The sequence below is a fragment of the Streptomyces sp. NPDC093221 genome (assembly GCF_044753885.1).
In the GTDB taxonomy this organism is placed as follows: domain Bacteria; phylum Actinomycetota; class Actinomycetes; order Streptomycetales; family Streptomycetaceae; genus Actinacidiphila.
In genome coordinates, this window is the sequence record NZ_JBIVOA010000006.1 from 283,317 (window position 1) to 295,258 (window position 11,942).

The 11,942-nt window shown below is 73.3% G+C and carries 11 protein-coding genes; 6 read left to right on the forward strand and 5 right to left on the reverse strand.

Annotation, left to right across the window (positions count from 1 at the left end):
* Window positions 1–18 precede the first annotated feature (18 nt).
* Window positions 19–669: a vitamin K epoxide reductase family protein gene (locus tag ACIQCJ_RS24095; protein WP_355332503.1), complete on the forward strand. Its 651-nt coding sequence runs from the start codon at window positions 19–21 to the stop codon at window positions 667–669.
* 25 nt (window positions 670–694) lie between these two features.
* Here ACIQCJ_RS24095 and ACIQCJ_RS24100 read toward each other — a convergent pair whose 3' ends face one another.
* The 3 genes from ACIQCJ_RS24100 to ACIQCJ_RS24110 are packed head-to-tail and all read right to left on the reverse strand — an operon-like array spanning window position 695 to window position 4,281.
* Window positions 695–1,528 carry a 3-oxoacyl-ACP reductase gene (locus ACIQCJ_RS24100; protein WP_355332501.1) on the reverse strand — a complete coding sequence of 278 codons (834 nt, stop codon included), beginning with the start codon at window positions 1,526–1,528 and terminating at the stop codon, window positions 695–697.
* Window positions 1,529–1,534: 6 nt separating this feature from the next.
* Window positions 1,535–2,896 carry an aldehyde dehydrogenase family protein gene (locus ACIQCJ_RS24105; protein ID WP_401855094.1) on the reverse strand — a complete coding sequence of 454 codons (1,362 nt, stop codon included), beginning with the start codon at window positions 2,894–2,896 and terminating at the stop codon, window positions 1,535–1,537.
* A gap of 11 nt (window positions 2,897–2,907) precedes the next feature.
* Complete coding sequence (locus tag ACIQCJ_RS24110; RefSeq protein ID WP_402712472.1) at window positions 2,908–4,281, reverse strand: glutamine synthetase family protein; 1,374 nt, start codon at window positions 4,279–4,281, stop codon at window positions 2,908–2,910.
* Window positions 4,282–4,353: 72 nt separating this feature from the next.
* On the opposite strand from ACIQCJ_RS24110, the gene ACIQCJ_RS24115 reads away from it, so the two are divergent.
* From ACIQCJ_RS24115 to ACIQCJ_RS24125, 3 genes are all read left to right on the forward strand, one after another.
* Complete coding sequence (locus tag ACIQCJ_RS24115; RefSeq protein ID WP_402712474.1) at window positions 4,354–5,187, forward strand: FadR/GntR family transcriptional regulator; 834 nt, start codon at window positions 4,354–4,356, stop codon at window positions 5,185–5,187.
* A 71-nt stretch (window positions 5,188–5,258) separates the two neighbouring features.
* Window positions 5,259–5,978 carry a gamma-glutamyl-gamma-aminobutyrate hydrolase family protein gene (locus ACIQCJ_RS24120; RefSeq protein WP_402712475.1) on the forward strand — a complete coding sequence of 240 codons (720 nt, stop codon included), beginning with the start codon at window positions 5,259–5,261 and terminating at the stop codon, window positions 5,976–5,978.
* Window positions 5,979–5,987: 9 nt separating this feature from the next.
* Window positions 5,988–7,349, forward strand: coding sequence for a replication-associated recombination protein A (locus tag ACIQCJ_RS24125; RefSeq protein ID WP_355348717.1), 1,362 nt, complete (start codon window positions 5,988–5,990; stop codon window positions 7,347–7,349).
* Window positions 7,350–7,361: 12 nt separating this feature from the next.
* On the opposite strand, the gene ACIQCJ_RS24130 is transcribed toward ACIQCJ_RS24125, so the two are convergent.
* Entirely contained in the window at window positions 7,362–8,081 is a 720-nt protein-coding gene (locus ACIQCJ_RS24130) for a DUF2470 domain-containing protein (protein ID WP_402712547.1), read from the reverse strand.
* 133 nt (window positions 8,082–8,214) lie between these two features.
* Here ACIQCJ_RS24130 and rpsD point away from each other — a divergent pair, with 133 nt between their 5' ends.
* A complete protein-coding gene (gene rpsD, locus ACIQCJ_RS24135) occupies window positions 8,215–8,829 on the forward strand; it encodes a 30S ribosomal protein S4 (RefSeq protein ID WP_188285197.1) in 615 nt (204 codons plus the stop codon).
* Window positions 8,830–9,007: 178 nt separating this feature from the next.
* Here rpsD and ACIQCJ_RS24140 read toward each other — a convergent pair whose 3' ends face one another.
* The gene (locus ACIQCJ_RS24140) at window positions 9,008–11,170 is read right to left on the reverse strand and encodes an ATP-binding protein (RefSeq protein WP_402712476.1); all 2,163 of its coding nucleotides are present in this window, start codon (window positions 11,168–11,170) and stop codon (window positions 9,008–9,010) included.
* A gap of 291 nt (window positions 11,171–11,461) precedes the next feature.
* Here ACIQCJ_RS24140 and ACIQCJ_RS24145 point away from each other — a divergent pair, with 291 nt between their 5' ends.
* On the forward strand, window positions 11,462–11,938 hold the full coding sequence (locus tag ACIQCJ_RS24145; protein WP_402712477.1) for a DUF948 domain-containing protein: 477 nt from the start codon (window positions 11,462–11,464) through the stop codon (window positions 11,936–11,938).
* Window positions 11,939–11,942 lie beyond the last annotated feature (4 nt).

Genomic DNA, 11,942 nt, shown 5'->3' on the forward strand with positions numbered 1-11,942 from the left:
CCTAAGAGATCGGCGATCATGACGACTTCCGCGTTGGACGAGACGCGTACGGACGGCGGCGCCGAGGACGAGCGGCGGCCGGCCGACGGCATCGGAGCAGGGCGCGCGTACACCTGGCTGCTGCTGATCTGCGGCCTGCTCGGCACGGTCGCCGCGTTCGTGATCACCGATGACAAGTTCAAGCTGCTGGAAGACCCGAATTACACCCCCGCGTGCAGCCTGAACCCGATCATCTCCTGCGGCAACATCATGAAGAGCGAGCAGGCCCACGCGTTCGGCTTCCCGAACCCGATGATCGGCATGATCGCCTACCCGGTCATGATCTGCGTCGCGATGGGCATCCTGGCCGGCGCCCGCTACCGTCCCTGGTTCTGGCTCGGCCTCCAGGCGGGCACCCTGTTCGGTGTCGGATTCTGCACCTGGCTCCAGTACCAGTCGCTGTACAGCATCGGCTCGCTCTGCCTGTGGTGCAGCCTCGCCTGGGTCGTGACCATCGCCGCGTTCTGGTACACGGCGGTGCACAACGTCAAGCACCGGATCATCAAAGTGCCCGAGGGCGCGCGCACCGCCGTGCTGGAGTTCCACTGGGTCGTGCCGGTGCTCTGGTACGGGGTGCTCATCCTGCTGATCCTGACCCGCTGGTGGTCGTACTGGAAGACGCTGGTCTGAGCGGTTCCGCCGAGCGGCCCGCCCGCTACAGCGGCGTGACGTAGGCGCCGGAGATGCCGCCGTCCACCAGGAACTCGGCGGCGGTGATGAATCCGGCGTCGTCGCTGGCCAGGAACGCCACGGCGGCGGCGATCTCCTCGGCCGCCGCGAACCGCCCCAGCGGAATGTGCACCAGCCGCCGCGCCGCCCGCTCCGGGTCCTTCGCGAACAGCTCGCGCAGCAGCGGGGTGTCCACGGGCCCGGGGCACAGCGCGTTCACCCGGATCCCCTCGCGGGCGAACTGCACGCCCAGCTCCCGCGTCATCGCCAGCACCCCGCCCTTGGACGCGGTGTACGAGATCTGCGAGGTCGCCGCGCCCATCACCGCCACGAACGACGCGGTGTTGATGATCGCTCCCTTGCCCTGCCGCCGCATGTACGGCAGCGCGGCCTTGCAGCACAGGTAGACCGACGTCAGATTGACCTCCTGCACCCGGCGCCACGCGTCCAGCCCGGTGGTGAGGATCGAGTCGTCGTCGGGTGGTGAGATCCCCGCGTTGTTGAAGGCGATGTCGACCGAGCCGTAGGTGTCGTGGGCGGCCTTGAACAGCGCCTCGACCTGCTCCGGGTCGGTCACGTCGGTGGCGACGAAGAGCCCGCCGGTCTCCTCGGCCGCCGCCCGCCCGCTGTCCTGGTCGATGTCGGCGACCACGACCCTGGCCCCTTCCGCGGCGAACCGCCGCGCCGTGGCCAGGCCGATGCCGCTGCCGCCGCCGGTGATGACGGCGGTACGGCCGACGAGGCGGCGGCAGACCGGCTGCTCCGTCCCGGCGGCGGCAGCCGTGCCGGTCACGTCTGTGCTGTCTGTGGTCTCGGGCATACCCTGCTACTCCTCGGTGCCGATGAAGACGTTCTTGGTCTCGGTGAACGCGGTGAGCGCGTCGGGTCCCAGCTCGCGGCCGAGCCCCGACTGCTTGAAGCCGCCGAAGGGCGTCCAATAGCGCACACTGCTGTGCGAGTTGACGGACAGATTCCCCGCCGCGACACCGCGCGCGAGCCGCAGCGCGCGGCCCAGGTCGCGGGTCCACAGCGAGCCGGACAGGCCGTACGGTGTCGCGTTCGCCAGCCGCAGCGCGTCCGCCTCGTCGTCGAAGGGCAGCACGACCGCCACCGGGCCGAAGATCTCCTCGGTGGCCGCTGGCGCGCCGGGGTCGGCCGGGGCGAGCACCGTCGGCGGGTACCAGAAACCGGGGCCCTCGGGCGCGGATCCCCGTGCCACGACTGGCAGTTCGGGCGTGACGTAGCCGCGGACCCGCTCGCGCTGGGCCGCCGAGATCAGCGGGCCCATCGCGGTCGCCGGGTCCGCCGGGTCGCCGACCCGCACCGCCCGCACGCCGGAGGCCAGCAGGTCGAGGAAGCGGTCGTAGACCTCGCGCTGCACCAGCAGCCGGGTGCGGGCGCAGCAGTCCTGGCCCGCGTTGTCCAGGAACGCCATCGGGTCCGCGGCGCGCTCCAGATCGGCGTCCGCGAAGACGACGTTGGGGCTCTTGCCGCCCAACTCCAGTGTGAGCCGCTTGACTTGGGCCGCGCACCGCTCCATGATCCGCTTGCCGACCGCCGTGGAGCCGGTGAAGACGATCTTCCGCACGTCGGGGTGGTCGACCAGCCGCGTCCCGGTGACGGGACCCGCGCCGGGCACCACCTGGAACAGGCCCTCGGGCAGCCCGGCGGCCAGGGCGAGTTCGGCCAGCCGCAGGGCGGTCAGCGGGGTGGTCTCCGCGGGCTTGAGCACGACGGCGTTGCCCGCGGCCAGCGCGGGGGCGAAGCCCCAGGCGGCGATCGGCATCGGGAAGTTCCACGGCACGATGACGCCGACCACGCCGAGCGGTTCGTGGAAGGTCAGGTCGAGGCCGCCCGCCACCGGGATCTGACGGCCGCTCAGGCGCTCGACGCCGCCCGCCGCGTACTCCAGCAGGTCCCGGACGTTGCCCGCCTCCCAGCGGGCGTTGCCCACGGTGTGGCCCGCCTCGCGCACCTCCAGCGCGGCCAGTTCCTCCAGGCGCGCGTCGACCTCGGCGGCGAACCGCCGCAGCAGCCGGGCGCGTTCACCCGGCCCGAGCGCCGCCCAGCCCCGCTGGGCCCGCACCGCGGCGGCGACCGCCGCGTCCACACCCTCCGGGGAGGTCGCCGCGACCGTCGCGACGACCTCCTCGGTGGCGGGGTTGAGTACGTCGTGGCTCTCCTGCATCCCGTCCGCCCTTACATCCGCTCGAAGGAGCGGAACCGCTCCCAGTCCGTGACCGCGGTGTCGAACTGCCGCTGCTCGATCCGCGCCATGTTCGCGTAGTGCGCGACGACCTCGGGGCCGAACACCTCGCGGGCCAGGTCGCTGCCCGACCACAGCTCGGCGGCCTCCCGCAGCGATCCGGGCACCCGCTCGTACGACTCCGTGTACGCGTTGCCCGTACACGGCTCCGGCAGCTCCAACTCCCGCTCGACGCCGTGCAGTCCGGCCGCGACCATCGCGGCGACCGCCAGATACGGGTTCACGTCGCCGCCCGGCACCCGGTTCTCCAGCCGCAGCGACGGGCCGTAGCCGACCACGCGCAGCGCGCAGGTGCGGTTGTCCCGGCCCCAGGCGACCGCGGTGGGCGCGAAGGAGCCGGGGCGGAACCGCTTGTAGGAGTTGATGTTCGGCGCGAAGAACAGCGAGAACTCCCGCAGGGCGGCGAGCTGTCCGGCCAGGAAGTGCCGCATCAGCGGGGACATCGCGGTGGGGGAGCGGTCCTCGGGGTCGGCCATCGCCGGGGCGCCGTCCGCGTCCCGCAGCGACAGGTGGATATGGCAGGAGTTGCCCTCGCGCTCGTTGAACTTCGCCATGAAGGTGACCGCCATGCCCTCCTGCGAGGCGATCTCCTTGGCGCCGGTCTTGTAGACGCTGTGCTGGTCGCAGGTGGTCAGCGCCTCGTCGTAACGGAACACCACCTCGTGCTGGCCGAGGTTGCACTCGCCCTTCGCGGACTCCGGGACGAGCCCGGCGCCCGCCATCTCGTTGCGGATGCGGCGCAGCAGCGGCTCGACCCGGGCGGTGGCCAGCACCGAGTAGTCGGCGTTGTACTGGTTGGCCGGGGTCAGCCCGCGGTAGCCGCTGTCCCACGCCCGCTCGTAGGTGTCGCGGAAGACCAGGAACTCCAGCTCGGTGCCCGCGTGCGCGGTCAGGCCGTGCCCGGCGAGCCGGTCGAGCTGCTGCCGCAGGATCTGCCGCGGCGAGGCACTGACCGGGCTGCCGTCCTCCCACGTCAGATCGGCCAGCAGCAGCGCGGTGCCGTCCTGCCAGGGGACGCGGCGCAGCGTCGAGGGATCGGGGCGCATCGCGAAGTCGCCGTAGCCCCGCTCCCAGGACGACATCGCGTAGCCGTCCACCGTATTGAGGTCGATGTCGACGGCGAGCAGGTAATTGCACCCCTCCGAGCCGTGCGGCAGCACCTCCTCCAGGAAGAACGGAGCCGCGAACCGCTTGCCCTGGAGCCGCCCCTGCATATCGGTGAAGGCCAGGACGACGGTGTGGATCTCGCCCGCCGCCACCAGCGAGCGGAGCGCGCCGACGGACAGGGCTGGAGTGTGTTCTGCCACAGCGGAACCTCTCGGATCGGTCGGAAGACTTAAGGTATGGCTGTGAACCATTGAAGGGAAGGGGGCCTCGCCATGACGGAGCGGATGACGGAACCGATGGCCGATTCGACGGCCGATTCGACGGCCGAGCCGGCGGCCGGGTCAGCGGCCGGGCGGCCGGCGGAGCCCCCGGCGCAGGCCGCCGATCCGCTCGACACGGTGCTGCGCCCGGTGCGCGGCGGCAACGGCTTCGAGGAGGCCGTGGAACGGCTGCTCCAAGTGGTCCGGCTCGGCCTGGTCCCCGCGGGCGGACGGCTGCCACCGGAACGGGAACTCGCCGGGCGGCTGGCGATCAGCCGGGTCACCCTGCGCGAGGCGCTGCGCGTGCTGCACGAGCAGGGTCTGGTCGAGAGCCGCCGCGGTCGCCAGGGCGGCACCTTCGTCCGGCCGAGGCCGCCCGGCGCGGACGGCCCGCCCCTGGACGCGGCGGGCCGGGGCGCGGCGGGTCTGGACGCGGCGGCCCTGGACGACGTGCTCCGCTTCCGCGAGGTGCTGGAGGTGGGCGCCGCCGGGCTCTGCGCCCGCGCGCGCCTCACCGGAGCGGACGCCGACCTGCTGCGGGCCCGGCTGCGCGCCACCGGGGACGCCTCCATCGAGGACTACCGGCGCGCCGACACGCTCCTGCACCTCGCGATAGCCGAGCTGTCCGGCTCCCCCTCGCTGGCCCGCCAGTACGCCGCCGTCCGCGCCCGGGTCAACCAACTCCTGGACGGCATCCCCATGCTGGTCCGCAACATCGAGCACTCCCAGGGCCAGCACGCCGCCCTGGTCGCCGCCGTCCTGGCCGCCGACGAAACGCGGGCGCGGCAGACGATGCGGCAGCACCTCGCGGGCACGGCGTCACTACTGCGGGGCTTTCTGTCCTAGCACCGGGGCGGACGATCGCGCCGGTTAAGGTACGAGTCCGGACCATTGGCCGACGCGGGAGGACGGGGACGGTGCCGAGGACGCTGCTGGTGGGGGTCACCACCTATCTGGAGCGGGCGCGCTGGGGGCTGTGGGACACCTCGGCCGTCCTGCTGCCCGCCGTCTACCCGCGCCTGGTGCAGGCCGCGGGCGCCGTCGCCGTCCTGCTGCCGCCCGACGCGGCCGAGCGCGCACCGGCGGCCGTCGCGCGGATGGACGCGGTCATCGTGGCGGGCGGCCCCGACATCGCGCCCGAGCACTACGGCGCACGACGGCACCCGCGCACCGGGCCGCCCGCACCGGAGCGCGACGGCTGGGAGTCGGCCGTCCTGCGCGCCGCCCTGGACGCGGCCGTCCCCGTCCTCGGGATCTGCCGCGGCATGCAGCTCATGAACGTGCTGTACGGCGGCACGCTCGTCCAGCACCTGCCGGACCGCGTCGGCCACGACGCCCACGCCCCCGCGCCCGGCGCCTTCGGCGAGCACCGCGTCACGCCCGTGCCCGGCACCCTGCTGGCCCGCGTACTGCCGGGCCCCCAGGACGTGCCCACGTACCACCACCAGGCCGTCGACCGTCTCGGCGACGGCCTCACCGCCGCCGCGCACGCCGACGACGGCACCGTCGAGGCCGTCGAGGCGCCCGGCGAGCGCTTCGCCCTCGGCGTGCAGTGGCACCCCGAGAACGGCACCGACCTGCGCCTGGTCCACGCCCTGCTCGCCGCCGCCGACCGGGCTGTCACACCCAGCGCATAGGCTGCCGGAGTGGAGCCAGATCTGTTCACCGCAGCCGCAGAGGACCGTCACGAGCGGGATCCGGGCAGCAGCCCGCTCGCCGTACGGATGCGGCCCCGTACCCTCGACGAGGTCGTCGGCCAGCAGCACCTGCTGCGCCCCGGCTCCCCGCTGCGCCGCCTGGTGGCCGACGGCGGGGGACCGGCGGGCGCGTCCTCGGTGATCCTGTGGGGGCCGCCGGGCACCGGGAAGACCACGCTGGCGTACGTGGTCAGCAAGGCCACCGACAAGCGCTTCGTCGAACTCTCGGCGATCACCGCGGGCGTCAAGGAGGTCCGCGCGGTCATCGAGAGCGCCAAGCGCCAGGCGGGCGGGTACCAGCGCGAGACCGTGCTGTTCCTGGACGAGATCCACCGCTTCAGCAAGGCCCAGCAGGACTCCCTGCTGCCCGCCGTCGAGAACCGCTGGGTCACCCTGATCGCGGCCACCACGGAGAACCCGTACTTCTCGATCATCTCGCCGCTGCTGTCCCGCTCCCTGCTGCTCACCCTCGAACCGCTCACCGACGACGACCTGCGCGGTGTGCTGCGCCGCGCGGTGACCGACGAGCGTGGTCTGGGCGGCGCGGTGACGCTGCCGGACGACGCGGAGGAGCACCTGCTGCGGATCGCCGGCGGCGACGCGCGGCGCGCCCTGACCGCCCTGGAGGCGGGTGCGGGCTCCGCCCTGGACAAGGGCGAGGACACGCTCACCCTGGCCACCCTCGAAGAGTCCGTCGACCGGGCCGCCGTGCGCTACGACCGCGACGGCGACCAGCACTACGACGTGGCCAGCGCCCTCATCAAGTCCATCCGCGGCTCCGACGTGGACGCCGCCCTGCACTACCTCGCCCGCATGATCGACGCGGGCGAGGACCCGCGTTTCATCGCGCGGCGCCTGATGATCTCCGCCAGCGAGGACATCGGCCTCGCCGACCCCACCGCCCTGCCCACCGCCGTCGCCGCCGCCCAGGCCGTCGCCATGATCGGCTTCCCCGAGGCCGCGCTGACCCTCAGCCACGCCACCATCGCGCTGGCGCTCGCGCCGAAGTCCAACGCGGCCACCACCGCGATCGGCGCGGCGCTGGCGGACGTACGGGCGGGCAAGGCGGGACCCGTGCCCGCGCACCTGCGCGACGGCCACTACAAGGGCGCCGCCAAGCTCGGCCACGCGCAGGGGTACGTCTACCCGCACGACGTGCCCGGCGGCATCGCCGCGCAGCAGTACGCGCCGGACGAACTGCGCGACCGCCGCTACTACGAGCCGACCCGGCACGGCACGGAGGCCCGTTACGCGGACGTCCTGGACCGGGTCCGCGCCCGGCTCGCGGGCGAGGCCCCGGCCTCGGACTGACCCACCCCCGGATCAGCAGTCGCGGGCCGCGTCGAAGAGGGCGTGCATCGAGCGGCGCAGCCCGTCGCGGTCGCGGACGGGTTCGGGGAAGTCGAAGCGGGCGTCGAAGACGCTGTTGTCGCCGGTGAAGCGCACGCGCAGCCCGAAGCGGTCGAGCGCCAGCGGCACGGCGCTCAGCGTCGGGCGCGCGCCCGCGAAGGCGTCGTCGCAGGACGCCTCGCGGCGGCCGACGAGGGCGCACAGCAGACCCACCTGGGCGCTGTGGGCGGCGGCGAGGTGCTGGAGCAGTTCGCTCTCGTACTCGGCGAGCGGGTCGGCGGCGGCGTCGGCGAACTCGTCGGGCTCGACCAGGGCGGCGCCCCACAGGTCGTCCAGTGAGATCTCGCCGGTCTCCAGGCGGAGCAGCGTCGTACCGGACTCCATCGCGCCGCCCGGGACGGGTGTCAGCCAGCCGGCGACCCAGGCCCTGCCGCGGATCCGGTGCGGCACCGCGACCGGCGCCACATCCGTGATCTCCAGCACAGCCTCGATCTCCTCGCCGCCCGCGGCCCGCACCACGCGCACGGCGGGGGATTCGTCGGGGAACAGCAGGAACACGTCGCCGGTGGGCCCCACGGAGCGGCGCACCGGGGTCATGACGTCGGATCCGGCCGTGGCCAGGCCGGGAATCGTCACGACGGCGGACGAGTTATTCTCGACGAGAGTTCGCGCGCGTTCGGCTGCCGAGGGCAGCCGGGGCGCTTCTTCCACTTCGGGACGCGGCTGACCATGTGCTGGTACGCCAGGCATGGGGTTCCCGGGTCGAAACATGCGTTCTCCTCAGCTAAGGTAAGCCTTACCTAATTTACACGGAGGTTCCACGCACGTGAATCAGTCGCGTCCCAAGGTCAAGAAGTCCCGGGCGCTGGGCATCGCGCTCACCCCCAAGGCGGTCAAGTACTTCGAGGCCCGCCCCTACCCGCCCGGTGAGCACGGTCGCGGTCGCAAGCAGAACAGCGACTACAAGACCCGGCTGCTGGAGAAGCAGCGGCTGCGCGCGCAGTACGACATCAGCGAGCGGCAGATGCAGCGCGCGTACGACCGCGCCAAGAAGGTCTCCGGCAAGCGGACCGGCGAGGCCCTGATCATCGAGCTGGAGCGGCGCCTGGACGCCCTCGTGCTCCGTGCCGGTCTGGCCCGGACGATCTACCAGTCCCGCCAGATGGTCGTGCACGGCCACATCGAGGTCAACGGCCGCAAGGTCGACAAGCCGTCCTTCCGGGTCAGCCCGGACGACGTCGTGACCGTCCGCGAGCGCTCCCGCGAGAAGACGCCGTTCATCGTCGCCCGCGAAGGCGGCTGGGCCGGTGAGGGCGAGGCCCCTCGCTACCTCCAGACCAACCTCCAGGCCCTCGCCTTCCGCCTGGACCGGGACCCCAACCGCAACGAGATTCCCGTCATCTGCGACGAGCAGCTCGTCGTCGAGTACTACGCCCGCTGACCCCCTCCGGGGAGGTCGCCGAGGTGGGGCGCCGCGCTCCGTACGGGAGGCGGTCGCCCCCCGGGGCGCGGTCAACCGGCCGGTGGCAAGCGGCCCCCGGGGCCGGCGGTGACGCCGCCGTCGTGGTCGGTCGTGTAGCGCGTCCTCCAGCCGCCGCTGGGAAGTACCCCCGTCCCCCTCACTCGGGGGCGACCACCTCCGCGGGGGCCGCGCTCCTGGCGGGGGCCTTCCGGGCGGGACGCTCGCGGGTGGCGGCGGCGGGCGACGGGCGGTGGAGGGCGCGGTGGACCGCCGCGTCCAGCCCGAACCGCTCGCCTTCGCTCAGGGCGGCGGCGTAGGCGTCGTCACCCAGCGCCGCCCGCACGCGCGCCTCGCACAGCACGTGCGGGGCGTTGAAGAAACGGGAGCCGAACAGGCGCAGGCCGACCGAGGCCCACAGGCGCCCCGCGGCGCCCTGGAGGACCGCGGCCTCGTGCGGGGCGCCCTCGTCCTCGGTGATGAGGGCCAGCAGCTCCAGGGCGAGCACCGCGCCGACCAGGTCGCGGAAGGCGTGGTCGATGGCCAGCGCCTCCTCGGCCAGCCGCCGCGCCTCCGCGCGGTCGCCGCCGAGCCAGGCGGCGTAACCGAGGACGTAGAGCGCGTAGGCCAGCGTCCAGCGCTCCCCGTGATCGTGGCAGATGTCGCGGGCCTCCGCGGCGAGGGTCACCGCCTGGTCCAGGTCGCCCTGGAAGGCCACCGCCATCGCCAACTCGACCTGCGCCATGAGGACGTTGCTGTTGAGCTCGCCGATCCGGCGGTAGCGCAGCAGCGCGTCCCCGATGAACCGCTCGGCCCGCGGCATGTCGTCGGAGACCAGCGCGAGGCAGCCCAGCCGGTGGACCGCGTACGCCATCGCCGTACCGTTGTCGGCCGCCTCGGCGTCGCTGCGGCACTGCTGGAGCACGTCGAGCGCGGTGACCGAGTCGCCCTGGAGCAGCGTCACATAGCCGTACACCCACATCGCCTTGGCGCGCGCCTCCGAGCGCCCCGCGGCGAGGTCGAGGGCCCGCTCCAGCCAGTGCCTGCCCTCCGCGAGCCGCCCGCAGCCGACCCAGCAGAACCACAAGGTGCCCGCCAGATACTGGCCGACGGCCGGGTCCTCCGGCGGCCGGTCCGCGGCGCCGTCCAGACTGAACTCCAACGCCAGCCGGAGATTGGGCAGTTCGGCCTCGACGCGCGCGGCCACCTCCGACTGCCGGGGGCTGAACCAGTCCAGCTCGCACCAGGTGGCCAGACCCAGGTACCAGTCGCGGTGCCGCCGCCGCATCCGTACGTCGTCGCCGAGCGCGGCCAGCCAGCCCGCGCCGTACTCGCGGACCGTGTCCAGCATCCGGTAGCGCACCAGACCGTCGGCGCCCTCCTCGCGGCTGAGCACCGACTGGTCGACCAGCGCGGACACCGTCTCCACGATGTCCTCCTCGGCCAGGTCGGGACCCGCGCACACGTACTCCACCGCGTCCAGGTCGAACCGTCCGGCGAAGACCGACAGCCGCGCCCACAGCAGCCGCTGGCCCGGCGTGCACAATTCGTGGCTCCAGCCGATCGCCGTACGCAGCGCGCGGTGCCGGGCGGGCGCGGTGGGGTCGCCGCCGGTCAGCAGCCGGAAGCGGTCGTCGAGCCGTTCGAGCACCTGCTCCACCGACAGCGCCCGCAGCCGGACCGCCGCCAGTTCGAGGGCGAGCGGAAGGCCGTCGAGCCGGGCGCACAGCTCCAGGACGGGACCGCTGTTGGCCGGTGTCACGGTGAAGCCCGGCAGCACGGCCGCGGCGCGCTCGGCGAACAGCCGCACGGCGTCGCTGCGGGCGTCCGGCGCGGGCAGCGGCGCCAGCGGCAGCAGCCGCTCCCCGGTGATGCCCAGCGGCCTGCGGCCGGCCGCCAGTACCCGCAGCCCCGGCGCGCGGCGCAGCAACTCCGCGGCGAGGGAGGCCACTTCGGCGTGCACCCGGTCGTAGCCGTCGAAGACCAGCAGCAGCTCGCGGCCGGCCAGCCGCTCGGTCAGCACCGAACGCGTCGAGCGGGTGGTGTGGTCCGCCAGCCGCAGCGCCTCCGCGACCGCGTGATCCAGCAGCGACGCGTCGCCGAGCCCGGACAGGTCGACCAGCCAGACGCCGCCGAGGAAACGGTCCTGCGCGTGCCTGGCGGCCCGCAGCGCCAGCCGCGTCTTGCCCACCCCGCCGACCCCGGTCACGGTGCTCAGCCGGGACTCCGCCGCCGGCGACAACAGCGCGTCGAGCGCCGCGAGTTCGGACGTCCTGCCGACGAAGCCGGTCAGCTCGGCGGGGAGGTTACCCACAGTCTCCATGGTGTACGGAGCGTACTTGACTGTGCGCGGACCGTACAATCCCGTCGCCGAGTAGTGGTATAACGCCCGCGCTTGCCCGGTTGTGGGACAGCCCCGGCGCGCGCGTAATGCGGTACGGACGCGCAGGCCCGGCGCGATAGGGTCGGAGGCCGATGTCGTGGTGAAAACCAGCCGCGGACCGCGGTCGTGAGAAGCGGCCGTGGAAGCGGTCGCGGGAAGCAGCCGTGAGAAGCGGCCGAAACAGCGCGGCGAAGTGTCCGTGAGATACCGACGGTGAGGGAGCGGAGCAACGTGTCCGGTGCAGAGGTGGCTGGCCTCATCGTGGCGGTCTTCTGGGCGATCCTGGTGTCGTTCCTGGCCGTCGCGCTGGTCAGGCTCGCCCAGACGCTCAAGCGGACCAGCGAACTCGTGGCAGGCATCACCGAGCAGGCCGTACCGCTGCTCGGCGACGCCTCCGACGCGCTGCGCACCGCCCACAGCCAGCTCGACCGGGTCGACACCATCACCGCGGAGGTCGCCGAGGTGACGGCCAACGCCTCCGCGCTCTCCTCCACCGTCGCGTCGGCCTTCGGCGGACCCCTGGTGAAGGTCGCCGCCTTCAGCTACGGCGTACGGCGCGCGGTCGGCGTGCGGACCTCCGGCGGAGCGGGCGCGGGCGCGGCCAACGGCGCGGCGGGCACCGACCGCTCCCGTGCCAGGACCGTCAAGGCAGGCAAGGTGCTCCCCGCCGCCCGGCGCGGCGGCCGTCGCAACCGCTCGAAGGACTGAGGCC